We start from the raw sequence: 22,783 nt of genomic DNA on the forward strand, positions 1-22,783 counted from the left end.
ATTTTTGTGAACGAATCAAAGAAAGGGAAAAGCGATGTTCAATGCCACAAAAAACCCCGGATATAAATTATAAGCGGGGCTGGTTAGGTCGTTTAGTCAAGGGAGTTTTTATTCGTCTCCGATATCTCTTTAAACATTGCATATTCTTCCGGGGAAGTATCGGCAAAGAGATAATAGATCGGATCTACCGGCTCGCCTTTGAAATGAACTTCGTAATGAAGGTGAGGTCCTTCAGATAGTCCGGAATCGCCGGCCATGCCGATTTGCTCACCACGTTCTACTTCACTTCCGTTTTTAATGCCTTTAGCCAGGCCGGAGAGGTGTGCGTATAACGTTTCGAAGCCAAAGCCATGATCTACAATTACTACAAGGCCAAGGGTTCCTTTACGACCTGCAAATCGGATTTTACCGTTTCCGGTTGTAAATACGGGATCCCCTATATCTGCCCGGAAGTCTAATCCATTGTGCCGGCGGTTGTATTTCAGAATTGGGTGGTAGCGAACGCCATAACCACTCAATAAAATTCCAGAGGTGGGTTTGATAGCCGGGATATGGCTCATCTTCTCTTTATTCACGTTGTACTGGCTTTTAATTTCTTCAAAGCTCAATTTCTGAATGCCAATACGCCGCTCGAGGTTATCTACTTTGGAAGCCGTCCATTTCAATAATTCCGAAGTGGATTCATTATATACGTCAAATTCGTTATAAGGATCAGAGCCACCCACACCGGCCTGTCTTTCTTCGTAGGAAATTTGATCCATCCCCAGTACAGAGCGGTACATCTCATTATCTTTTTCAGCTATAGCTGTGATTTGTTCATCCAAGTCCACAAGTGCATCTTTGGTGCTTTCCAGCTGTTCGTAGAGGGCTTCATTTTCGGCTTTAAGGGCGAGTTCAGCCGGGGTTCCGATGTAGGTAGAGAGGAGGATAATACCAATGCCGGTCAAAACCACACCGGACAAGATCCAAATAGAAAGGTTATAAACAACCTGTTCGAGGCGATTGTACTCAATAGGTACAAATTCGCAATTCGTTTCGTCGTAGTAATAGTGATTTTTTATTGACATATACTAACCTTGTTCCAAAACTTGCCTAAGATAGTAACCTTCGTATCACATTCAAAGAGTAAGCCGGAACTCTAATGTTACAGTTATTCAATATCTCCTTCAAAGTATTCGATAGCTCTTTTAGGAGTCATGTCCCGTCCTTTTGTTTTTTCGCCAATGCTCGACTTAATCCTGTCCTGGAATGCTTTTGCGGGATCGTACCCATAATGTTTCAATAAATAATTCATAGCAATTACTTCTGCTATCACCGTAATGTTTTTACCGGGGGTGATAGGGAGGTGGATGAGGGGAATTTCCAATCCTAATACATTTACTGAATCGTGATTTAAACCGGTTCTTTCTACTTCGCGGGTTTCATCCCACAGGGTCAGCTCCAAAACCACCTCTAATCGTTTCTGGTATCGGATAGCGCGAATCCCGAACATCGACATCACGTCCACAATACCGAGCCCTCTGATTTCCATAAAGTGTTTACTCATTTCCGTAGCCGACGACATCAACACATTGTTCTTTTTGGTAAGCATCACAACGTCATCAGCTACCAGGCGGTGTCCGCGTTCAACCAGGTCGAGGGCAACCTCACTTTTACCGATACCGGACTTTCCCGCTACCAAAATCCCGATTCCATATACATCCATCATAGAACCGTGAACCATAGTTTGAATGGCAAACTGATCTTCCAGGAAATCCCGCAGAATGTACATAAAACGGGTGGTTTCAAGGGGGGTGGAGAAGATGGGGATGTTGGCTTCTTTTGCAATCTGGAATAAATTCTCGGGCAGCTTATTGCTATCGGTGAGGAAGATAACTGGGATATCAAACTGCGTGATATTCCGGAACGACTCTTCCTGTTTGTCTTTACCCATGTGCTCCAGAAACTGGGTTTCGGTATTCCCGATAATCTGAATTCGTTGGTAGGTAAAAAGCTTTTTATACCCGGCAAGCGCCAATCCCGGTCGGTGCAAATCGGCTTCCACCACATAATGGTCTTCAGCACAATTTTCAGATACGCACGCTTCTAAATTAATATTTACGCGCTCTCGCAGCTTTTTAACAAGGTAAGCCACGCTAATCTTGTCTTTGCGCGGAATTGGTGCTTGGGGCGAAAATGGCATAGATTTTAAATTATATGGTTAGTTGACAGCATGCATTTTTTCCTTGTACTTCTTCAGCTGTCGGCTTACGGTTTCTACCGCATTATGCACAGCCTGTTCGTAGGAGCCGGCCGATTCTTTCGCCGTTAAAACTTTACGGGGTACTTTTACAATAATTTCAGCCTGCTGTGGATTCTCGTCGGAGGGAGTAGGTTGCAAAATAATATCGCACATTACAATCCGGTCATAAAACTGTTCCAGTTTCTCCACACTGTCTCTGCAGTATTGTTGAAGGTCAGCGCTGGCTTCAAAATGGCGTGCTGTGAATGTAGTTTTCATATTCTACTCCTTAATTTATAGTTATGTAATTATTACGTTTTTGCTCTTGGGTGGGCTTGCTCATACACATTCTTAAGCCTTTCCATGCTTGTGTGCGTGTAAACCTGCGTTGCCGCTAAGTTGGCATGCCCTAAAAACTCTTTGATGATTCTTATATCCGCTCCGTTGTCGAGCATGTGAGTTGCAAAACTATGCCTTAAAACGTGTGGACTTTTCTGAGTGACCTCACTGGTCTGTTTTAAATAATTTTCAACCATCGACTGAACAGCCCGGTCATAAATCCGCTGACCGCTTGCGGCAAGGAACAGTGCTTTTTTTGCGTCGCTATCGGTGCGTTCTCCGTATAATTCCGGTCTTCGTTTAATGAATTGTTTTAGGATGGAAGCCACTGTGTTACCCAATGGAATAATCCGTTGTTTATTGCCCTTACCGTGAACGGTAACTTGCCGTTGCTTTAAGTCGATGTCTGTAATGTTCAGTCCGGTCAATTCACTCAGCCGCATTCCGGTTCCATAAAAAAGCTCGAGGATCGCTCTGTCCTGCAGTCCGCTTATGGTGTCGGTATTCACATTGTCCATCATGCGGGAGATGTCTTCAACAGTAGCTGTTTTGGGCAGTGTTTGTTCTTTCTTGGGTACAACCAGCAGGTGGGCGGGATTTTTATCAATGTGTCCCCGCTTAAAGCAGTATTTAAAAAAAGATCGGAGTGCGGCAACCTTGCGGGCAATGGATGTTTTTGCCAATCCCTTTTCGGAAAGATCTCCCAACCATAACCGGATGTTTAAGCGGGTGATCGATGAAATATCAACCTGTTCATTCGTCTGTTCATTTACATGAGCTGTGAATTCGAGAAAAGAACTCAGATCATTTTGATAAGAGGTAATGGTATGTTCCGAAGCATTTCGTTCTACACTCAGGTATTTCAGATATTTCTCGATCAATGCTTTCATACACCTCAAATATGTCTATGTATCTGCAAAAAAGAAAACACTTATTAGTGAAGAACGGATAAATTTTTAACCGACTTCACGACCTTTCCAGCGGGCTCTTTTTCCGGTAAAGTGGTCCCATAAGCATCGAATACCAAGCACTTCATACCAAAGTATGGTTACAGGCTGCAAAAGGCTCATAATTGGATTCCAGCTAAACCTGAAGTCAAGAAGCCAGCGCTGGATCACAAAAACTCCAATCAGTATAGCTGCAAGTTGTTGAGAGCCGGAAGCTCCGAAGAACAAAGCCAAAAACGGGATCACAAACACGATGAACTGCATTGAAGCCATGAAAAGAAAGAGGGGGACGTTTCTGCCAAATCCCACAAAGAAATTCTTGCGGAGTCCCTCAAATATTTCTTTATGAGAGCGATACATCCGGCAATTCACCGTTCCAACTCCGTCAAACATAGTTATGGTGAGGCCTTTTCGCTTTACGTTTTTTGCCAGCTCCACATCCTCCACAATTTCTTGTTTTACGGATGAATGTCCGCCAATCGCCGAGTAGGCTTTTTTATTGAAGGCGATAAACTGTCCACAGGCGGCTGCAAATTGAGGGGCCATTTTCTGCCGAAGATTCCGGGGAAGCCATCTGGGATTTTGTTCCACATACTTTGCAGGCAGCAGGGTAAAGAGTCCGTAATATATCATCGGGATAATCAGCTTTTCCCAGAAGGTGACGACCTGCTGTTTCGGCCAAACGGTGATTACATCGGATGTTTGAAGCACCTGAACAGCTTTTGAGACCGCATCTTCTTCCAGCCACACATCGGCATCGATAAAGATGAGGTAAGAACCCTTTGCGTGTTCGCTCAACTGATGACAAGCCCAGGGTTTGCCCAGCCAGTCATCCGGTTTTGGCAGGCCTTTCAGGTGATGCAGGTTGTTAATGATTCCGCTTAGCTTGTCCAGTATCTCCGTGGTTTTGTCGGTGGAGTTGTCGTCCAGCACCAGCACCTCAAAGTTTGCATAATCCTGTTTCAGGGCCGAAGTGACACAATGCTCTATAACCGCCTCTTCGTTGCGTGCTGGAATGCAAATGCTTACCAACGGTGCTTCACTTGCTTTAACTGTTGAGGGAGACTGTTTTGAAAGGGAGCGGAATTCAAACCAGTTTCGTACAAAAACAAAAACCGTAAAACCGATATAAGTAGCTGCGATGTAAAGAAGTATGTCCATTGAACGAAAGTTAGCAAACAGTTCGTTGCCGTTCACCAATACGATTATTTTATTTGATCATGAATATATCTACAGACGTCAGGCATATAACTCCGGATTTTAACAAGTCGTTCGGCGGGTACGAGTGGTGGTATTTCGATGGTTTAAGTGAGGATGGCCGGCAGGGTTTCGTCATCATTCTGTACCAAACCAATCCTTTTTCCATTCAATATATCCGCGATTTAGAAGAAAACAGGGTTCGTGAGGTTTCCTATCCGGCCATTAGTGTTTCACTGTATAAGGATGGAGAGACGGTGTACTACAGCTTCCTCGAATTTGGAAGTGATGAGTTTAGCTGGGATGAAGACAAGAAAAAGCTTTCGGTTAAGAATGATTCTGTTATCTACCGGCTTGATCAGAATGAATCCGGCTTTGAAATCACTTTGAGACAGGAGCTGCCATCGGGGCATAAGGTTGAAGGAACGGTTGCCGGGAAAGCACCGGTAGCGGATAAAACTCTGATACAATCAACAAGCGAAGACCGCCACAGTTGGAATTTGTTGTTCCCTCAGGTATCAGTTGAGACAAAGCTGAATATCATTGGCAGGAATGGGGAAGAGGAGCTGAACTTTTCGGGTGCAGGATATCATGATCACAATACAGGACACGAACCGATGAAAGAGAGCTTCCGGGATTGGTACTGGGGAAGGTATCACTTCAAAGATTTCACTCTTGTTTATTACCTGATGCAAAAAAGGAACACCGAGCAATTTGAAGCCTGGCTAATCGACCGGGAAAGTCAGCAGGTGCTGGAGAAATTCAGCGATGCAGAAATGAGCTATTTCACCCGAAATTGGTTTGGATTGAAATCAGCCCGAAAAATTGAGTTAAAAGCAAGTGAAGCTACTGTAAATATTCAATGTAGCACTAAAATCGATGATGGGCCTTTTTATCAAAGATTTAAAGGTGAATCTATTTTAAGGTATAGCGATCAAGTCTATGCGGCACATGGTATTTCAGAGTATATATACCCCCTGAATATCTACAATCGGGTATTTTGGCCATTAGTGAAAATGAGGCTGAATGATAATCAACAGAACCCACACTGGGTGCAAAAATCCCGCCGTATGTATCCATGGACATGGTAACCTAAATTATTTAGGCTAGAATTGCGGTTTGAAGCCTTCATCCGAAAAGCCAGCAACAAGCCTGGTTTGCTCATTTAAACGCTGAATATCTGTTTCAAAAAGAGAGGTTAATTCATTTCTGCTCTTTGACTTAACATGATTAACTGATTCTCCTATTGATAAATAAAGCTCCGGTTTGCTGCTTCGAAGAAAATGGGCGTAAATATGGATGGGAACGTAGTCAACATTCTCCGTTTTAGTGTACAGCCAGGCCAGGCCATCTTTGAAATCAGGAGCTGAATCTGAAGCCGGAGTGATGGTTCCTTCCGGGTAAATAAACAGGCAGGAATTTTCTCGTTCCAAAGACTTTACCGCATAACGCAGCGATTGAATAGAGGCTCTCGGGTTTTCCAGGTTAATCGAGAAAGCTCCGATTTTACTAAAGAAGGTGTACTGCTGCATCTGCTTGTCTTCCATCAGGGCCCGTGCTTGTTGGTGAAAGAGGTTCTCGTTTAGATAAAGAGGGATCAGTCCGTCCCACCAGAGGTTATGATTTAAAAAATAAACAGTGCGGGAATCGGGTTCAGGATGGTATTCCTGCTTAATCCAGAGTTGTTTGAACCTTCGTTTAAGAGACCAGCGGGTGTAACGGTCAAAAAACCATATGAAAAAGCGGGATTCGTCAGCGGGGATGAAATTCAATGCGTTCTTTTTTTGGTGATAATAGGGGGTTGTGCCTTATCTTTCAATTATGAAGAAGCACAGAGATAAATCGATCGTTCAAATTACAGACGCAAAGATAGAAGAATATGCACGTGCGATGACTACACCGGAGTCAGAAGACGTTAAAGCTCTTGTAGCGTCTTCTGATGCAGAGTTGGAATATATCGACATGTTGAGCGGAAATTTGGTGGGTCAAATGTTGCGAATGCTGATTCAGGTAAGCGGAGCAAAGCGGATTCTGGAGATCGGAACCTTTACGGGTTATTCCGCTATCGTGATGGCAGAAGCTCTGCCTGATGACGGAGAAATCATTACGATAGAAATGAACATCCGCTATCAGGAGCTTGCGTCAAAGCACTTCCGGCAGTTTGATCATCAGAACAAGATAAAGCTGCTGGAAGGAAATGCCCGGGAATTGGTTTCGGGACTTAGTGGGGATTTCGATCTGATTTTTATTGATGCAGATAAGTTGAGTTATGAAGATTACTTCAGCCAAACACTACCGCTGTTAAAGCAGGGTGGACTCATGGTAGTAGATAACGTGCTGTGGGACGGAACGGTTTTAGATCCTGAAGATCACAAAGCACAAGCGCTGCATGAATTTAATAAGATAGTCTCACAAGATAATCGGGTAGAGCAAGTGCTACTCCCTGTTCGGGATGGGATTACTATTATCAGGAAGAAATGATTCCCGCACATAAAAAAAAGCCGGGAAATAATCGCTTAGATTCCCGGCCTTTTTAATAATTAACTAAGGGCTTTAAAGAGCTCTATACCACTGCAGGAATGGAAAGGGGAATGGTAATAACTCGCCTTCTGCTGCTACACCGGCGAAGCCAAGCTGGAATGCTTTCTGGGGTCCGGAATGTAATCTAACCGCGGGAATAATTAACGCGGCGGCTTCATTATTTTCCATGACTACGAAGGAATCGAAAACCAAGCTCACTCGATCACTAATTCGGTTCATTCCAGCTATGGAAAAAAGAGCTGAGCCGCCTGAACTTCCCGGGCCAAATACAGCTCCATAACCAACAGAAAGGGATATATTTTTATCCATTTCTCCTAAGGTAACTGAGCCAAATGGAAGAGCAATACCATAATCAGGTGATGCCCAAGAGCCGGTTCCTAAAAGGGTGCCTAATGCAACTCCGACATTATTCTTTTTCAAAAGGCTGTATTTTGCAGATCCAACAATCGGAGACCCGAACCAGGTTGTCATCAGGCCAACACCAAAGTCGTCACTGATGCCAAATTGAATATCCGGCCCATACAGGTTCCATATAATATAATTTTCACCTTTTGAAATGGGATTCGCGTTTGTGGAAATGTAATAACGGGTGGCAAAGGTATTTTCCCTTCTAAGGCGACCATCGTCAGTTATTTCCTCGCTGGTCAGCTCTCTCATTTCTTTTATTTCATGCTTGGGAATAGCTATTTCTCCGAGCTCTTTCGTTAACAGGATTACTTCCCGGGCATCCTGTGAAATGATTTGCCCGACATATCTTGACCCGTCATTTTTTATGATGAGGTATGTTTTTGTGGTCTCAGTCTCTGTTTGAGCCTGAATTTGAGTTGCTAATCCTACAAACAGAAAAAGTGAAAGAAAAGCGACCCACAGTTTAGATGATTTCATAATGTTCTCTGATTATTTTATTTGTACCTACTCAACCGACATTTTTGTACCGCTCGAGTTATTGTCAGTAACTTAAACGACCAGTAAATGTCATAAATTATGCAATGAATAAAAATAGCCGGACAAATTATATTTTATGAACACCAGCTCTCTCAAGGTATTGATAATTGGTAAAGTATGGCCGGAACCGGCTTCCTCGGCAGCAGGCTCGCGGATGATGGAACTGATCGAGGTGTTTCAGTCTGAGGATTGGCAAGTGACCTTTGCTTCAGCAGCTTCTGAAAGTCAATTTGCTGTAGATCTGAAATCGTGTGGGGTAGAATGTGCATCTGTAAGCATAAACAGCTCTTCCTTTGATCACTTTGCAGGTGAGTTAAATCCGGATATTGTGGTTTTTGACCGGTTTATGACTGAAGAGCAATTTGGCTGGCGGGTGGCGGAACAATGCCCGGGTGCCCTTCGGGTGCTTGATACCGAAGATCTTCATTTTTTACGGGAAGGCAGGTATCAGGCATGGAAGAAGGGTAAAGAGTTTGAGACTTCAGATCTGTTTAATGACAAGGCGAAACGAGAGATCGCCAGCATCCTTCGGTGCGACCTTTCCCTGATCATTTCCGAGTTTGAAATGGATCTTCTTGAGGAAACTTTCCGGATTGATAAACAACTGCTTCTGTATTTACCTTTTCTTCTCGATCAGATTTCCGAGAAAGGTGCAACAAATTGGGAGTCATATAATAACAGGGATTACTTTATTTCTATTGGGAACTTTCTACATGAGCCGAACTGGAATGCGGTGTTGTATCTTAAAGAAGAAATATGGCCTTTGATTCGGGCAGAAATACCCAAAGCGGAACTTCATGTTTATGGTGCTTATGCTTCACAAAAAGTAGATGATTTACATAATCCGGATGAAGGCTTTCTGATTAAAGGAAGGGCAGAAAGTGCAACGGATGTTGTGGGTGCCTCAAGGGTGTTGCTGGCACCGCTACGTTTTGGGGCCGGACTAAAAGGAAAACTAGTTGAAGCCATGCAATGCGGCACGCCCAGCGTGAGCACTACCATTGGCGCTGAAGGAATGAACGGAAATCTGCCCTGGCCCGGATTTATATCCGATGATCCGCAGGAATTTGCAGACCGTGCTATTCAGCTTTATAAGAACGAGGAGCTTTGGAAGAATAAGCAGGAAAAGGGCCTGGAGATTATCCATAGCAGATTTGATAAAGAGACTCATTCAGTCCGTTTGATCAAGAGGTTACAAGAAGTTCGAGAAAACCTGGAATCCCATCGTCACCAGAATTTTATGGGATCTATCTTACAGCATCATACGGTAGCCAGTACCAAATTTATGGGGAAGTGGATAGAGGCGAAAAACAGGATCACAGATTGAAGTATTGTTGGATTTCGCTGATTACTTCCGAGGCAGATAGTATTCTTCAAACTTTGATTTCGTGAACAGATACTTCAAGCTTAGGTAGTTCAATCTCAATGGTCCAATCTCTAATGGTTCAAGCGTCCGCTTGGACCTTTGGTTGTATCTAAAGCAGAGTACCAATCTCGACTACAGAATCAAATCAGTAAAGCTCATATTCCAGCAGCCGGGCATCGATGGTAGAGTTATAGAACTCAATACGCTGGTTGGTTCTCAGCCCGATGTGTTTGGCCAGATCAAAGTTTCCGGTAAAAACATATCCCCACCAACCGGTTGCTTCCTGCTTAAAATAATCGCCGATACCGGCATACACCGGCTCTAATTCTTTCTCATTTCCAATGCGATCACCGTAGGGAGGGTTTAACATAATCACTCCCGGGTCGCCCCCCGGAATTTCTGTTTCGCTGAAGTCACATTTTTTAACCTCAATCAAATGATCCAGTCCGGCCGTACGGGCATTCTTCCGGGTGGCATTCACCGCTCGTACATCGTGATCGGTGGCTATAATTCTGCCTTCAAAGTCTTTGTTCGACTTATTCTTTAAATCTGAGCGCAAATCATTCCAGCGGTCTTCATCAAAGCCGAGAATGTGTTTGATTCCGTAATTAGGCCTGAGCAGTCCCGGAGCTTTATTCAGGGCTTGCAGAGCCGCTTCAATGGCAATGGTTCCGCTCCCGCACATGGGATTGATAAAGTGATTGCCGGGTTTCCACTTACTGGCCAGAATCAGCGAAGCAGCCAGCGTTTCCTGCATGGGAGCAGTACTGGTTTCGGTACGATAGCCACGCCGTGATACGGATTCCCCGGAAGTATCCAGGTAGATCTGTGCCCGGTCGTTTTTCCAGAATACAAATACAACGCTTTTGTTCAGGTTAGGTCCTGAATCGGGTCGGGTGCCGGTTTTTTTCCGAATGCGATCCACGATGGCATCCTTCACCTTCATGTTGGCGAACTGCGTGTTGGTCACCGTCTTGTTTTTGATAAAGGAGGTAACACTTACATAGCCGTGCTTGTCGATATAGTCTTCCCAGGGAATTTTCACCAGCTCCCGGTATAGTTGATCTGCATTTTGCGGGCGGCAGTCTTTAAGCCTATAATGAACCCGATGTGCGGTTCTAAGCGAGAGGTTCAAAATCATACAGTCGTTCAGAGACCCCTCTGTTTCAATGCCTGCATGCCGGACTTTATGAATGGGGAATCCCAGATCTTCCAGCTCTTTTTTAAGATAAGGGGTGATACGCTTGGGGCAAGTGATGGAAATGGTGCTTTTTTGGGAAAAATCGGCCATAGTAATGTTTGGTGATTAAGAGCAGATATAAAAAATGGAGTCCTTCTCTCGAAGAACTCCATCAATTACGTTTAAAAGAAGCGAAATCAGTTTATGATTTCAACCAATTCGATATCAAAAGTCAGGTCTTTACCTGCAAGAGGGTGGTTTGCATCAATAATGATGTTTTCCTCTTCTACTTTAGTAATCTGTACAGGTACAGGCTGTCCGTTTGGTTGGTTCAGTTGAAGCTGCATTCCAACTTCAGGCTCAATATCTTCAGGAAGTTGTTCACGCTCAATAGTTACTTCCAGGTCTTCTCTGCGCTCTCCATATGCATCGGCAGATTCAATATTAGCTGTGGTCTTATCTCCAACTTCTAAACCAACAACAGCTTTCTCAAAACCTGGAATCAATTTTCCTTCACCCAGTGTTACTTCTAATGGGTCTCTTGATACAGAAGAATCAAAAACAGATCCGTCTTCTAATTTTCCAGTGTAGTGGACTTTTACGGTGTCACCGTCTTTTACTTTAGACAAAATAAATCGTTTTGTTTTAGTTTATAGTGATTAAGTGCCTAAAGATAAGGATATTTGAATACAATTGACGGCTATCGAGACAGGTTTTAATGATTGAAACAATTAGTAATATCAATGAGGTGCTTTCAGAGGCTGAAACTATAGCTATTATTGGCTGCTCAGAGAACGTCTATCGCACCAGCAACTACGCAGCTCGGTTTCTGCAGGAGAGAGGATATCGGGTGATACCGGTTAATCCGGGACCGGAAGAAATCTACGGAGAAAAATGCTACGATTCCCTCACCGACATACCCAAAGACATACAAATTGACATCGTGAATGTATTCCGCAATTCAGATTATGCTGCTGATGCAGCCCGTGATGTTGCCGAATGGAAAAAGCAAACCGGACAAAACCCTGTTGTATGGACTCAGCTTGATGTCTCATCCCCGGAAGCCGAGAAAATCGCTGATGAACAGGAGCTGCCGTACATCCGTAACAAATGCATCATGGTAGAGTGGGATCGGTATTTTAAGTGATTAGGTGATAGGGTGATAGGGTGATAGGGTGGTACGGTGATTATGGATTTTTTGTAAGGAATTTGGTTTTGGTTGCTCTTACTGTTCGAATAGCAACTAATTTTGTGTGATGAGATTTAAAGAATGGGAGCAAGAGGTGCCAAAAGAGATAAGGAATGACATAGTCTGGAGAATTGAGGCTTACCGGTTAGGGCTTTTTCTTTCTGATGTATGTTGGGAGGATTCTCATAAAATAATTGCACAAAAACGATTTGCGTTAGCAGACCAATTGTACAGATCTGTTGGGTCCATCAGTGCAAATATAACGGAAGGTTATTCAAGACTTTCGAATAAAGAAAAGGCTCGGTTTTGTGAGATAGCCCTAGGGTCAACAAGGGAGGCAAGAGACTGGTACTTCAAAAGCAGACATATCATTGGAGAAGAAGTATCACAAGCGCGAATTTATATGCTCACATCAATTGCAAAGTTGCTTCAAAAAATGATTTCAAATTATAGAACCCACTATTAAACCCGACATCACCCCATCACCTAATCACTTTATCACCATATCACTTCATATTCACAAACTGGAGGGGGACGCCGAAGTCTTTGGCTTTCAGGTTTTTGATAACGGCCTGTAAGTCGTCAATTTTCTTGCCAACCACACGAACCTGGTCTTCCTGAATCTGAGGTTGTACTTTCACGCCCATTCCTTTAATCTCTTTGGTGATTTTCTTTGCTGTTTCACGGTCAATTCCCTCTTTCAGCATCACATCCATTTTCAGGTGTCCCTGGGATGTTCCTTCCGGCTCTCCGTATTCCAGCACTTTAGAACTGATTCCCCGCTTTATAAAATTCTTGGCCAGCATATCTTTAACGGCTTCAAGCTTCATGCTTTCAGCTGCTACGAGGTAAATCCGGTTTTCCTTTTTATGAAATTCAACTTCGGTGTGGAGGCCACGAAAATCGTAGCGGCTGTTAATCTCTTTCAGGGTATTGTTGATGGCATTATCAACTTCCTGTGTATTTACTTTATTAACAATATCAAAAGAGGCCATAGGTATTCAGTTTATTATTTTTAAAAGGAGTGATGAAGTGATGAGTAGTTTATTTTAACTCACTTTATCACTCCAACTCTTCATATTCATCAAATTCGTCTTTCTCCAGCTTTTCGGCAATCTTTTCAGACAGAATTTTTTCTACAAACAGGTGATCTTCATTGGGGATCATAGTTTTAAAGCTGCGGATTTTCTCATCCCGCTTATATTCAATTTCAATAACGCCTTCAGAAAACCAGGAATAGGTAAAAAATTGTTCCCAGCTTATTTTACGATCCAGCAGTATTAACCCATTTTTTCTCAACTCCGGAACCAGCCGGATGGTAAAGCTGTAAGCCCCGATGGCGATGATGGATAGACCTGAAGTCACTCTAATGGGAGTGAAGGGAAGGTCCGAAAACAACGAAGTTCTTTGTATCCCAAAAAGGATAATACCTATAGTTACCATACTCGGGAAAATATCCGTCCAGAAAGAACGGTTCACATATACAATTTCACCACAATTAGTTTTTTGCTGAAATTGCTGAACGGCCGCTCCCATAAAAAACCCAAACAGTGAAGAATACACGTTGGCCATAACGGTTCCGGCAATGGCTTCCGGAAAGTACCCGATTTGGTGCATCCATTGAAGAATCAGGAAAAGGGTGAGTACCCCAATCAGGGTGTAGGATATATTTCTGGCCGTGAGTTGATCGAGATAAATGAGCCGTTTATAACCCAGCCAGGTACTGATGGCGGCTGTCGCAATTGCTGATACAACTATCCAGATCATTGGTTAATTTTGGTTAGATATTTAAACAGAAAATACAGATTTGATGGACGCATCCACAACGCCAACGGGCATTGAAGTTAGTAATAAAGATCAGGTTCTGGAAATTTCCTGGGAAGATGGACATACTACTGTTTTTCCACTATATGGACTCCGAAAAAACTGCCCCTGTGTGATGTGCCGAGGGGGACATGGAAGCATGGGCGACTTTGAGCCGGAAGCTTTTTTTGAAGAAAATCCTTCCCGCATCGAAATCCGGAACTTAGAACAGGTTGGGAATCATGCCATACAGATTACCTGGGGAGACGGGCATAATTCCGGGATGTATCAATGGAAAACCTTAAGATGGCTGGATCCCGAAAATCACCGGCCGGGTGACAACAAAGAATAGAAGAGACTACAATTTCTGAACCGCTTTCCTGAACTCTTTTTTAAGCAGGCTCTGAAAGTGATAAACTCCCTGTTCCCGTTTCACTGAAAATCGCCCCTGATCATAAGCGCTGGATTTAAGTCCGCGCTGAACGGCTTCGCATATCTCAACATCCTCAAGCTGAATATCGTGGCTGTATGCAATGTCTTCATCGATGAGACCTGAATTTTGCTTTGCCTGTACATTATCATAAAAATAGCTGAAGATGACTTTGCATTTTTTCGGTGATACCGGCACCACCTTGTTTATTTGTAACCGGCCGGGTAAAATGTTCAGCATCATATTGGGGAAGATGAAGTAGTAAAAGGCTTCTCCGCCGTCCTGAGAATACACACTTTCTTTGGCTTTAAAGGGACTGTGTTGCAGAGAATGCCACGTTTCCGTTTCAGTGACGTACGCTCGGTAGTCGAGCAGATTGGCGAGTTCAGGGTGCACAATCTGGATGTGATAACCTTCCAGGTAATTATCTACATATACTTTCCAGTTGCATTCTACATCATAAATGTGCTCCGAATGAAATTGCAATGCTCCCAGGTTAATAGGGGCAATTCGTTCTTCAATCCCTGATAAAAGAGAAGAAAGCTTCGGAGTTTGAGGGTTTATTTTTGCAAATATAAGTCCCTGCCAGATTTTGATTTCTACAGCTTCAAGCCCGAATTCCTTTTTATCAAACAGCTCAACCAGGTTCCAGTCAGGAATTCCACGGAGTGAACCGTCATCCAGATAGGTCCATCCATGATACTGACACTGCAAAACGGTTTTGGTCCCTTTTTTTACGGCAAGCGGTCCGCCACGATGCTTACACACATTGAAGAAAGCCTTTACCTCATGATCAGCGGTTCTAAAAATTAAAACAGGATTTTGGGCAATGTCGGTGGTATAGGTATCTCCGGGTTCCTGAATCCGGGCCTCGTGGCAAATAAACTGCCAGTGATTTTTAAACAGATGATCCTGTTCAAAGTCGAAGAACTCTGGTTCATAGTACCATCGGGAAGGAATAGTGCTGGCTCTCTCAATGGGTTCGATATCCAGATTTTCTTTGCCAAATAGATTTTTACTGTTTTTTGCCATCATCTGTTTAGAATAAATCTAAATAAAGGTTAATTTAGGGCTCATCAAATATATAACTACCAACAATAAAACCAATCTTATGAAATCCACCATTTTTTCTCTCGTTGCACTGGCAATGATTTTTGCTTCCTGTACGGGACAGGAAGAAGTAAATGTGTATTCAGCGCGTCACTATGATACAGATCAGGCGTTGTATGAAGAATTTACCGAGCAAACCGGAATTGAAGTTAACCTGATTGAAGGTGGCTCTGACGAGCTTATTGAGCGCGTGAAAAGTGAAGGAATTAATTCCCCGGCAGATATTCTCATCACTGTTGATGCCGGCCGGCTTTGGAGAGCCGAAGAAGCAGATATCCTGCAGCCGCTTGAATCTGAAACATTGGAAGAGCGCATTCCTTCTTCTTTCCGACATCCTGATGGACTTTGGGTAGGCCTTTCCAAGCGCGTGCGTGGACTAGTAGTTAATCCTGATGCCGTGGAAAATCATGAAGAACTTACCTATGAAGATTTAGCCGATCCAAGATTTGAAGGTCGTGTATGTATTCGATCTTCCAATAACATCTACAATCAGTCGCTGGTTGCTTCTATGATCGAAACTATTGGTGCAGAAGCTACTGAAGAATGGGCCGAAGGACTGGTATCTAATTTTGCGCGGGATCCCCAGGGTGGAGACAGAGATCAAATCAGAGGAGTTGCTGCCGGTGTATGTGATGTAGCGGTTGCTAATCACTATTACCTTGCCGTAATGATTACCGGCGATGACGAAGCAGACCTCGAAGCGGCTTCCAAGGTTGAATTTGTATTCCCTAACCAAGGAGAAGATGGGCGTGGATCTCACGTTAACATCAGCGGTGCCGGTATCCTGAAAAACGCACCAAACAAAGATAATGCGATTAAATTTTTGGAATACCTGACCACAACGGAAGCTCAGAAATATTATATCGGCGGAAACAACGAATATCCCATCAACGAGAATGCAGAGATTGCTGACGTTCTTAAGGAATTCGGGGAATTTAAAAGCGATGCGGTAAATGTATCCGCTTTAGGAAGAAACAACCCGGAAGCCATCCAAATTATGGACCGGGCCGGCTGGAAATAAACCGCCTTCGGAATAACGAATATTGAACAAGGAACATTGAATGTTGAAGTAAACACTTCGGGGTTTGGTGTTCCTTTTTTTGTTTGGTGAAAATCCGGAAACGATGCTTGCCTGATTGCATAGGAAGGTTCATCATTTCGTCTCGTTTTCTGCTCCGAGTAACTATTCGCTCAGCCGTGAACGGCATGCTTGTGTACTTGAATGCATGGTAATCACTACCAAATAGGGTACCACAATTCTTGATCTATTCCGGTACACAAGCATGGGGTTCAGCCCTGCGCTGCCTGCCAGATGTAAAACTTAAGACCCATCTTATCCATCATTCCGTTTCCCAAAATCAGGTATCTATGCAAGATAGGACAGAAACGGGGTGATGGATGTTTTGAATGGAGGCCGGAACGTTAAACGTTCTTTGTTCGCCATTCGGTGTTCGCTGTTCTACTGCGTTTCAGACTTCCGGGATTTGGCAATCGTACGGCTGATGATGATCACCGGAATAATCCCCACCAGCACAATCATCAAAGCGGCTCCGGCTGATTCTGCCAAGCGCTCATCGGAGGCATAGCGGTACACCTGAACGGCCAGGGTGTCGAAATTGAAAGGGCGGACGATCAGGGTAGCCGGCAGTTCTTTCATCACATCTACAAAAACCAGCAATCCGGCGGTAAGCAACCCTCCCGACATCATGGGGATGTGAATCTTCCGCAACACTTTACTAAAGGTATAACCCATTCCACGGGCGGCTTCATCCATGTTTGGGGTGATTTTTTCCATGCTCGCTTCAACCCCTCCAAACGAAACAGATAGAAACCGAACGAGATAGGCAAACACCATCGCAAAAATCGTCCCACTTAGTAGCAGGCCGGTTGAAAAGCCGAGGTTTTCTCTGAAGAAGGCATCAACGGAATTATCGAAAAGCCCGAAGGGGATAAGGACGCCAACTGCAATCACCGATCCGGGGATGGCATAGCCCAGCGAACTGATCCGGTTAAACAATTTGACGGGTTTTGTAGGGTTAAGTCGCGCCGAATAAGCCATGATAAGCGCAATGCCTACGGCAAGAAACCCGGTTATGGCTGAAACGGTAAAAGAATTAAAAGCCAGCTCAATAAATTCAAAATCAAGATGATTCAGGTTTGAAAAGAACATATCCAGCAGCAGTATTACCGGAAGTATGAATCCCGCTAAAACAGGCAGAAAACAAACCGTGAATGCAGTCCACGATTTAAAACCTTTTAGTTTAAACCGGTTTAGCCTTTTGAAACGACTGGAATTGGCTTTTTCATTACTGATTTTATTTCGAGACCAGCGCTCCAGAATGAGGAGTACGACAATAAAGCCCATCAAAAATGCTGCGAGCTGTGCTGCAGCAGGCCGTTCACCCAGCCCAAACCAGGTGCGATAGATGCCGGTTGTAAAGGTTTGAACACCAAAATACTGTACGGTCCCAAAGTCATTCAGGGTTTCCATCAGGGCAAGGGCGAGTCCGGCCGCAATACCGGGTCGCGCGACAGGCAGAGCCACTTTAAAAAAGCTTTGCCATGTGGAATACCCCATAATCCGGCTGGCTTCGAGGAGGGAGGTGGATTGTTCCAAAAAGGATGAACGCGCCAGCATATAAACATATGGATAGAACGCCAGCGACATAATCAAAACAGCTCCTTCAATAGAACGGATGTTTGGAAACCAGTAAGCATCAATCCCCAAACCAAAGAGGTTACGAATGGTGGTTTGCAGCGGACCGGCAATATCCAGAAAGTCGGTATAGATATAGGCCATCAGGTAGGCGGGAATAGCAAAAGGAAGGATGGAAGCCCACTCGAAGATCCTGCGTCCCGGAAATTCGCACATGGTAATCAGCCAGGCTGATGATACCCCAATCACAATCACCCCAAACGAAACGCCGAAAATAAGTAAGAGGGAGTTTTGGATGTAGTCGCCCAAAACGGTTTCTGCAAGGTGACTCCAAATCTCTCCTGAAGGAGTAAAAATAGAGAATACAACCGTGAGTATAGGTACGGAAATCAACAAAGCGATGACCATGCTGAAGATGGTCCACTTGGGAGATTTCTGCCTGATTTTGGAGGAACCGGGCCGCAAATTTTGAATAGTCGTATGTAGCGCTTTAAGCATGCCTTAAGATACGCTTATCTTAGCTTTTATCAGATGAGATTCCGAAATCATTTTTGAGAACAGATTGCGCTGCATTATATCCACACATCCCGTGAACACCGCCACCCGGAGGAGTTGAAGAGGAGCAGATGTACATGCCGTTGGCAGGAATTTTATAGGGATTCCATTTCAAAACCGGGCGGCCAAAAAGTTGTTTAAAAAACTGTGCTCCTCCATTAATATCTCCACCCACATAATTCGGATTGTACCGTTCAAATCCCTGGGCCGTCATGGTGTGTTTACTAATGATCGTATCTTTGAAGCCCGGTGCAAACCGCTCAATCTGGGTTTCAATTTCTTGTGTCATATCTTTGGTGGAACCGTTCGGCACATGGCAATAAGCCCAAAGCGTGTGTTTACCCTCAGGTGCTCTTGTATCATCAAATAGGCTGGGCTGTGATAACAGTACATACGGTTTATGGTGGTGTTTTCCTTCCCAAACGGCCTTTTCTCCTTCAGCTATTTCATCAAAGGTCCCGCCAAGGTGAAGCGTTCCGGCTTTCCTGCATTCCTCATTAAGCCAGGGAACCGGTTCTGACAACGCCCAATCCATTTTGAAAGCACCCGGCCCGTATTGGTATCGCCGAAGTTTATTGCGGTATGTTTTTGGGAGATGATCGCCGGCAATTTCAACAATTTGATGCGGAGTTAAATCAAAGAGAATGATTTTAGAAGAAGGAATATCAGACAGTGATTTTACTTCCGTATCGGTCTGAATTTCTCCGCCTTGTTTTTTGAAAAGGTTAGCCAGGGCGGTAGTCACAGAAGCCGATCCGCCTTTGGCGATAGGCCAGCCAACCGAGTGAGCAGAACTCCCAAGAACCAAACCAAAAGAAGCACTGAATGCTTTTTCAAGAGGAATGATGCTGTGCGCCGCACAACCCGCAAACAGGGCTTTGGCTTTTCGGGTTTTGAAAAGGGAGTTGCTCAGATGCCTGGCCGAGAACTGCCCGTACCAACCAAAACGAGCCATTAACAGCGGATGTTTGGGGATTCTCAGCGTTCCGAAAATATCCTCAGAAAGGTAATCCCAGTGGTCGACAAACTCGCTGAAAAGCCGGGTGTAGTTTTTCTGATCAGCTCCCAAAGACTCTGCTGTTTCTTCTAACGACCGATAGCAGACGGCCGCATCTCCTTCAGCCAAAGGGTGCGCATAGGGAATTTCGGGGTGAATAAATTCGAGCCCGTGCTCCCTCAGGTTCAAGGTGTTCAGGAAAGGGGAGCCGGCCGTTGTTGGTAAAACGGCCGCACAAATATCATGCAAAAAGCCCGGCTCGGTGATTTCCTGTGTTCGGGTACCACCGCCGATGGTCGGCTTGGCTTCTAAAACCAACACTTTCAATCCTTCCTGCGAAAGCCGAACGGCGGCGCTCAGTCCGTTTGGACCTGATCCGACAATGACGGCATCGTATTCTGGATTGGGTGTATTCAACGGTTATGGGTTTACTCTTTCCTCAGCCATTTTAAGGGCATCGTAGGCATTGATAATGCCGCCGGTTGCTGAAAGTTCAGAGAAATGAATGGGTTCATCGGATCCGGGCTTGTAAACCACCTGATCTACTTTGGTGACGGTTTTCAGCATAATTTCTTTAACCTCAGTAGCGGTTAATTCCGGGTAGTACGACATGATTAAAGCCGCAACTCCCGCTACCACCGGAGAAGCCATACTGGTTCCGCTTTCCATTTTATATTCATCATCCGGGTAGGTAGAATATACATCAACGCCGGGGGCAAAAAGATCAACGGTTTCTTTTCCATAGTTGCTGAAGCTGGCGACCAGTGTTGAATCGGACTCCCAGGAGGTAGCCCCCACACTCAGGTAGTTTTTGGCAAAACCGCCATTCTCGTAAAATCGGGTGGGGTAGGAGTCAGTGCTGTCCACATTGTCACTGCCATTACCGGAACCTGAAATCATCAGAACTCCCATGCTGTCGGCAAATTGCATAGCATCATCTACGTAAAATTTTTGAGGAGAATATCCTTTTCCAAAGCTCATATTAATGACATCTGCTCCGTTTTCGGCTGCATACCGGATGGCGTTGGCTACATCTTTATCACGCTCGTCACCATCGGGTACGGTTCGCAGTATCATCAATTCGATATCGGCAATTCCCATTGCACCCAGGTTGTTATCCCGAATGGCGCCTACAATACCGGCTACATGAGTGCCGTGCTCGCTGCCTGGACCGGTAACGTCATTGTTGCCATAAAACCGGTTGCTGAGGTCATCATAATCATCACCTACAATATCCCGGGGATTGAAATCGGGATTCAAACCGTAATCAGCTAATCCCTGCACATGCTCATAATAATCTTCAAGGTCTTGTATATCAGATTCGGTTGCGCCGTTGCTTTTCAGGTAGTTCATGATCTGCTTGGCTTGCTGAACCTGTTGGGTATCGCTTGATTTGATTTCCAGGTCTTTTGCACTTAACGAATCGATGTTGGACACCCCAAGTGCCTGCTTGGCAAACATGATGGCTTGTCTGGATTGGCCAACCTGAGTAAGTTCACGATCGTTTTGTTCTTTACGACGCTCAAAAGCAGCTTTTATCTCCTGGTAATAGTCAAATTCATCCTGATTTTCTTCAGCTACGGAGTCTTCACTCATTCCGGCATACTTATCACTAAGCTTGGCAAATAGCCGGGTAACTTCGTAAGTATCTTTATCAACATGGGTACTGTCGGGGCCTCCAATAAAATTCCAGCCGTAAATATCATCCACATATCCGTTTCCGTCATCATCGGCGTTATTGCCGGGAATTTCGTCCTCATTCACCCATACATTTTCCTGCAAATCCTCATGGTCGATATCGGTGCCCGAATCAATAATGGCAACAATCACTTTTTGCTTTGGCGATTTGCCGGCCAGGATATCAGCGTAGGCGCGTTCCACTCCGGTTCCGTAATAAGGAGTAGCGTCGGAGGGAGTGAGATGCCAGGTTTCCGTGGCGGTGATTTTCTCTGCTTCTGATTCAGAAACCATTTCTGTATCGGTTTCTTTCTCTGATGAAGAAGTAGTTTCCGTGGTTGATTTAGTTCCGGCACAACTCACGGTAAAGAGTGTGACAAAAAGAAGGGTGAAGAGCTTGGATGTAAGGTTCATAAAGGTATTGCTGTAGATATAATTGAATTTTGAATTAACAACGATCAGGAAGTCTGTTTCATTCTCAGGATCAGAGAATCTGCAACCACCGTTGACCCGATAATAAACGTCAATACCATGATACTCGCAACAGGTTCCCAAATAATGAAACCGCCGAAGGTACCTAACACAGCTCCCAGATACTGAATATACTGGAGCTGGTCGTTACTGGCGTTCTTAATCAATTGCTCGAGTTTCTTTTCATCATACTGGCGCAGATTGTCTTCAACCAGAGCGTGCACGTCAAGTTGGTTGATGAGTTTATACAACAGGTTGGTAACCATTTCTTCTATCACCGAACCGTGTTCGTCCAGTTTATCGGGAAGGTCATCCAGGAACACATCCATTTTATTAAGCCCGTTTTCGATACCGGTAGGGAGCTTAACCAGCGCACTTTCCACGAGGTCCTGCATTTCACGTCCTTTCAGAAAGCTATAGGCTTTGATGGCCACTTTCTCGAAGGAATTCTCATCAATGGCATCATCAATTTGTTGAATCAGTTTTTTAGCGATGGATGATCGCACTTCGGGGTCGGCAATCATTTCATCCACATAACTGACAACCAGGGCTTTCAGGTTTTCACGAAATTCGGGGTCGTCAATAATATTACGGACGTAAATGGTGGCTTTTTCACGGTACTTGGCAATAGCCTGAGACTCGTGAATTTTTCGCTTGATGATTTCCGGGTTAATCAGGTCTTCGGAAACAGCTCGGGCCAGTCGATAGGCAATACGGTCTTTTTGAGCGGGGATAAGTCCCTGCCCAAGAATAGGTCGCTTGTGAGTGGGCCTGAATAACATGGTGATAGCCAGCCAGTTGGTCAAAAAACCAATGAGCCCGCTAATACTGATAATTCGCAGCAATCCTTCAAAGGAAAAGGTATGTCCGAACAGTTCTGCCGACATTCCGTTGAAATCCCAGAAAAAAGAGGTAATAAATACAGCTAACAGCAGGTAAGGAACAGCGAAAAGCAGGTTCATTAACCACCGGTGTTCGGTTACTTTTTTTGGAGGGATGGCAAGTTCGCCCTTTTTTTCGGGCAGGGTAGAGTGTTTATCCACCTGATTGCGGATGAGCTCCCAGAGCCGGGAACCGTATTGCTTGCTTCGCTCTTTAATAATGTCTGTATTGTCCTGTTTATTCATCCGTAGTTTTGGACTGATGTACGCAGAAATTC

23 protein-coding genes are annotated in these 22,783 nt (G+C 44.5%); 7 read left to right on the forward strand and 16 right to left on the reverse strand.

Going from position 1 to position 22,783, the window contains the following annotated elements; genetic code table 11:
* Nucleotides 1-92: 92 nt before the first annotated feature.
* The 5 genes from JJ941_RS03895 to JJ941_RS03915 all read right to left on the reverse strand — a co-directional run bounded on the left by JJ941_RS03895 (nucleotide 93) and on the right by JJ941_RS03915 (nucleotide 4,668).
* Nucleotides 93-1,067 carry a M23 family metallopeptidase gene (locus JJ941_RS03895; RefSeq protein ID WP_255135415.1) on the reverse strand — a complete coding sequence of 325 codons (975 nt, stop codon included), beginning with the start codon at nucleotides 1,065-1,067 and terminating at the stop codon, nucleotides 93-95.
* 83 nt (nucleotides 1,068-1,150) lie between these two features.
* Nucleotides 1,151-2,182 (reverse strand): HPr(Ser) kinase/phosphatase, encoded by a 1,032-nt coding sequence (gene hprK, locus JJ941_RS03900; protein ID WP_290962365.1) that lies wholly within the window; start codon nucleotides 2,180-2,182, stop codon nucleotides 1,151-1,153.
* A gap of 18 nt (nucleotides 2,183-2,200) precedes the next feature.
* The gene (gene raiA / locus JJ941_RS03905) at nucleotides 2,201-2,500 is read right to left on the reverse strand and encodes a ribosome-associated translation inhibitor RaiA (protein ID WP_255135417.1); all 300 of its coding nucleotides are present in this window, start codon (nucleotides 2,498-2,500) and stop codon (nucleotides 2,201-2,203) included.
* A 32-nt stretch (nucleotides 2,501-2,532) separates the two neighbouring features.
* Nucleotides 2,533-3,450 carry a tyrosine recombinase XerC gene (gene xerC, locus JJ941_RS03910; protein ID WP_290962366.1) on the reverse strand — a complete coding sequence of 306 codons (918 nt, stop codon included), beginning with the start codon at nucleotides 3,448-3,450 and terminating at the stop codon, nucleotides 2,533-2,535.
* A 66-nt stretch (nucleotides 3,451-3,516) separates the two neighbouring features.
* Nucleotides 3,517-4,668 carry a glycosyltransferase gene (locus JJ941_RS03915; protein WP_290962367.1) on the reverse strand — a complete coding sequence of 384 codons (1,152 nt, stop codon included), beginning with the start codon at nucleotides 4,666-4,668 and terminating at the stop codon, nucleotides 3,517-3,519.
* Nucleotides 4,669-4,727: 59 nt separating this feature from the next.
* Here JJ941_RS03915 and JJ941_RS03920 point away from each other — a divergent pair, with 59 nt between their 5' ends.
* On the forward strand, nucleotides 4,728-5,795 hold the full coding sequence (locus JJ941_RS03920) for a hypothetical protein (protein WP_290962368.1): 1,068 nt from the start codon (nucleotides 4,728-4,730) through the stop codon (nucleotides 5,793-5,795).
* 15 nt (nucleotides 5,796-5,810) lie between these two features.
* Here JJ941_RS03920 and JJ941_RS03925 read toward each other — a convergent pair whose 3' ends face one another.
* A complete protein-coding gene (locus JJ941_RS03925; RefSeq protein ID WP_290962369.1) occupies nucleotides 5,811-6,476 on the reverse strand; it encodes a lysophospholipid acyltransferase family protein in 666 nt (221 codons plus the stop codon).
* Between the two features lie 49 nt (nucleotides 6,477-6,525).
* On the opposite strand from JJ941_RS03925, the gene JJ941_RS03930 reads away from it, so the two are divergent.
* Complete coding sequence (locus JJ941_RS03930; protein WP_290962370.1) at nucleotides 6,526-7,185, forward strand: O-methyltransferase; 660 nt, start codon at nucleotides 6,526-6,528, stop codon at nucleotides 7,183-7,185.
* A 72-nt stretch (nucleotides 7,186-7,257) separates the two neighbouring features.
* On the opposite strand, the gene JJ941_RS03935 is transcribed toward JJ941_RS03930, so the two are convergent.
* Nucleotides 7,258-8,130, reverse strand: coding sequence for a hypothetical protein (locus tag JJ941_RS03935; RefSeq protein WP_290962371.1), 873 nt, complete (start codon nucleotides 8,128-8,130; stop codon nucleotides 7,258-7,260).
* A gap of 136 nt (nucleotides 8,131-8,266) precedes the next feature.
* Between JJ941_RS03935 and JJ941_RS03940 the strand changes: the two genes are divergently transcribed.
* A complete protein-coding gene (locus tag JJ941_RS03940; protein ID WP_290962372.1) occupies nucleotides 8,267-9,517 on the forward strand; it encodes a glycosyltransferase in 1,251 nt (416 codons plus the stop codon).
* A gap of 184 nt (nucleotides 9,518-9,701) precedes the next feature.
* Here the strand turns inward: JJ941_RS03940 and JJ941_RS03945 are convergent, their stop codons facing one another.
* Both JJ941_RS03945 and JJ941_RS03950 read right to left on the reverse strand, forming a co-directional pair.
* Complete coding sequence (locus JJ941_RS03945) at nucleotides 9,702-10,847, reverse strand: class I SAM-dependent RNA methyltransferase (protein ID WP_290962373.1); 1,146 nt, start codon at nucleotides 10,845-10,847, stop codon at nucleotides 9,702-9,704.
* Between the two features lie 86 nt (nucleotides 10,848-10,933).
* Complete coding sequence (locus tag JJ941_RS03950; protein ID WP_255135426.1) at nucleotides 10,934-11,365, reverse strand: peptidylprolyl isomerase; 432 nt, start codon at nucleotides 11,363-11,365, stop codon at nucleotides 10,934-10,936.
* Between the two features lie 89 nt (nucleotides 11,366-11,454).
* On the opposite strand from JJ941_RS03950, the gene JJ941_RS03955 reads away from it, so the two are divergent.
* Together JJ941_RS03955 and JJ941_RS03960 are read left to right on the forward strand one after the other, a co-directional pair.
* Nucleotides 11,455-11,883 (forward strand): CoA-binding protein, encoded by a 429-nt coding sequence (locus tag JJ941_RS03955; protein WP_290962374.1) that lies wholly within the window; start codon nucleotides 11,455-11,457, stop codon nucleotides 11,881-11,883.
* A gap of 109 nt (nucleotides 11,884-11,992) precedes the next feature.
* Nucleotides 11,993-12,391, forward strand: a complete 399-nt coding sequence (locus JJ941_RS03960) for a four helix bundle protein (protein ID WP_290962375.1) — start codon at nucleotides 11,993-11,995, stop codon at nucleotides 12,389-12,391.
* Between the two features lie 40 nt (nucleotides 12,392-12,431).
* Here the strand turns inward: JJ941_RS03960 and JJ941_RS03965 are convergent, their stop codons facing one another.
* Both JJ941_RS03965 and JJ941_RS03970 read right to left on the reverse strand, forming a co-directional pair.
* On the reverse strand, nucleotides 12,432-12,920 hold the full coding sequence (locus JJ941_RS03965; protein ID WP_290962376.1) for a YajQ family cyclic di-GMP-binding protein: 489 nt from the start codon (nucleotides 12,918-12,920) through the stop codon (nucleotides 12,432-12,434).
* Between the two features lie 67 nt (nucleotides 12,921-12,987).
* Entirely contained in the window at nucleotides 12,988-13,692 is a 705-nt protein-coding gene (locus tag JJ941_RS03970; protein ID WP_290962377.1) for a hypothetical protein, read from the reverse strand.
* Between the two features lie 43 nt (nucleotides 13,693-13,735).
* Here JJ941_RS03970 and JJ941_RS03975 point away from each other — a divergent pair, with 43 nt between their 5' ends.
* Nucleotides 13,736-14,080, forward strand: a complete 345-nt coding sequence (locus JJ941_RS03975; protein ID WP_290962378.1) for a DUF971 domain-containing protein — start codon at nucleotides 13,736-13,738, stop codon at nucleotides 14,078-14,080.
* A 6-nt stretch (nucleotides 14,081-14,086) separates the two neighbouring features.
* Here JJ941_RS03975 and JJ941_RS03980 read toward each other — a convergent pair whose 3' ends face one another.
* Nucleotides 14,087-15,193 carry an SRPBCC family protein gene (locus JJ941_RS03980; protein ID WP_290962379.1) on the reverse strand — a complete coding sequence of 369 codons (1,107 nt, stop codon included), beginning with the start codon at nucleotides 15,191-15,193 and terminating at the stop codon, nucleotides 14,087-14,089.
* A gap of 76 nt (nucleotides 15,194-15,269) precedes the next feature.
* Between JJ941_RS03980 and JJ941_RS03985 the strand changes: the two genes are divergently transcribed.
* The gene (locus tag JJ941_RS03985) at nucleotides 15,270-16,289 is read left to right on the forward strand and encodes a Fe(3+) ABC transporter substrate-binding protein (protein WP_290962380.1); all 1,020 of its coding nucleotides are present in this window, start codon (nucleotides 15,270-15,272) and stop codon (nucleotides 16,287-16,289) included.
* Between the two features lie 438 nt (nucleotides 16,290-16,727).
* Here the strand turns inward: JJ941_RS03985 and JJ941_RS03990 are convergent, their stop codons facing one another.
* From JJ941_RS03990 to JJ941_RS04005, 4 genes are read right to left on the reverse strand one after another with little or no spacing between them, the layout of a single operon-like run.
* The gene (locus JJ941_RS03990) at nucleotides 16,728-18,422 is read right to left on the reverse strand and encodes an iron ABC transporter permease (protein WP_290962381.1); all 1,695 of its coding nucleotides are present in this window, start codon (nucleotides 18,420-18,422) and stop codon (nucleotides 16,728-16,730) included.
* Nucleotides 18,423-18,441: 19 nt separating this feature from the next.
* Nucleotides 18,442-19,893, reverse strand: a complete 1,452-nt coding sequence (locus JJ941_RS03995; protein WP_290962382.1) for an NAD(P)/FAD-dependent oxidoreductase — start codon at nucleotides 19,891-19,893, stop codon at nucleotides 18,442-18,444.
* Nucleotides 19,894-19,896: 3 nt separating this feature from the next.
* Nucleotides 19,897-21,567 (reverse strand): S8 family serine peptidase, encoded by a 1,671-nt coding sequence (locus JJ941_RS04000; protein WP_290962383.1) that lies wholly within the window; start codon nucleotides 21,565-21,567, stop codon nucleotides 19,897-19,899.
* A 44-nt stretch (nucleotides 21,568-21,611) separates the two neighbouring features.
* Entirely contained in the window at nucleotides 21,612-22,751 is a 1,140-nt protein-coding gene (locus JJ941_RS04005) for a DUF445 family protein (protein WP_290962384.1), read from the reverse strand.
* Nucleotides 22,752-22,783: the final 32 nt, after the last annotated feature.

The organism is Gracilimonas sp. (assembly GCF_017641085.1).
Lineage (GTDB): Bacteria > Bacteroidota > Rhodothermia > Balneolales > Balneolaceae > Gracilimonas.

Bases quoted from the DNA above. Each gene is read 5' to 3' on its own strand.
- JJ941_RS03895 (WP_255135415.1), bottom strand. From the start codon at position 1,067: ATGTCAATAAAAAATCACTATTACTACGACGAAACGAATTGCGAATTT.
- hprK (WP_290962365.1), bottom strand. From the start codon at position 2,182: ATGCCATTTTCGCCCCAAGCACCAATTCCGCGCAAAGACAAGATTAGC.
- raiA (WP_255135417.1), bottom strand. From the start codon at position 2,500: ATGAAAACTACATTCACAGCACGCCATTTTGAAGCCAGCGCTGACCTT.
- xerC (WP_290962366.1), bottom strand. From the start codon at position 3,450: ATGAAAGCATTGATCGAGAAATATCTGAAATACCTGAGTGTAGAACGA.
- JJ941_RS03915 (WP_290962367.1), bottom strand. From the start codon at position 4,668: ATGGACATACTTCTTTACATCGCAGCTACTTATATCGGTTTTACGGTT.
- JJ941_RS03920 (WP_290962368.1), top strand. From the start codon at position 4,728: ATGAATATATCTACAGACGTCAGGCATATAACTCCGGATTTTAACAAG.
- JJ941_RS03930 (WP_290962370.1), top strand. From the start codon at position 6,526: ATGAAGAAGCACAGAGATAAATCGATCGTTCAAATTACAGACGCAAAG.
- JJ941_RS03935 (WP_290962371.1), bottom strand. From the start codon at position 8,130: ATGAAATCATCTAAACTGTGGGTCGCTTTTCTTTCACTTTTTCTGTTT.
- JJ941_RS03940 (WP_290962372.1), top strand. From the start codon at position 8,267: ATGAACACCAGCTCTCTCAAGGTATTGATAATTGGTAAAGTATGGCCG.
- JJ941_RS03945 (WP_290962373.1), bottom strand. From the start codon at position 10,847: ATGGCCGATTTTTCCCAAAAAAGCACCATTTCCATCACTTGCCCCAAG.
- JJ941_RS03955 (WP_290962374.1), top strand. From the start codon at position 11,455: ATGATTGAAACAATTAGTAATATCAATGAGGTGCTTTCAGAGGCTGAA.
- JJ941_RS03960 (WP_290962375.1), top strand. From the start codon at position 11,993: ATGAGATTTAAAGAATGGGAGCAAGAGGTGCCAAAAGAGATAAGGAAT.
- JJ941_RS03965 (WP_290962376.1), bottom strand. From the start codon at position 12,920: ATGGCCTCTTTTGATATTGTTAATAAAGTAAATACACAGGAAGTTGAT.
- JJ941_RS03970 (WP_290962377.1), bottom strand. From the start codon at position 13,692: ATGATCTGGATAGTTGTATCAGCAATTGCGACAGCCGCCATCAGTACC.
- JJ941_RS03975 (WP_290962378.1), top strand. From the start codon at position 13,736: ATGGACGCATCCACAACGCCAACGGGCATTGAAGTTAGTAATAAAGAT.
- JJ941_RS03980 (WP_290962379.1), bottom strand. From the start codon at position 15,193: ATGATGGCAAAAAACAGTAAAAATCTATTTGGCAAAGAAAATCTGGAT.
- JJ941_RS03985 (WP_290962380.1), top strand. From the start codon at position 15,270: ATGAAATCCACCATTTTTTCTCTCGTTGCACTGGCAATGATTTTTGCT.
- JJ941_RS03990 (WP_290962381.1), bottom strand. From the start codon at position 18,422: ATGCTTAAAGCGCTACATACGACTATTCAAAATTTGCGGCCCGGTTCC.
- JJ941_RS04000 (WP_290962383.1), bottom strand. From the start codon at position 21,567: ATGAACCTTACATCCAAGCTCTTCACCCTTCTTTTTGTCACACTCTTT.
- JJ941_RS04005 (WP_290962384.1), bottom strand. From the start codon at position 22,751: ATGAATAAACAGGACAATACAGACATTATTAAAGAGCGAAGCAAGCAA.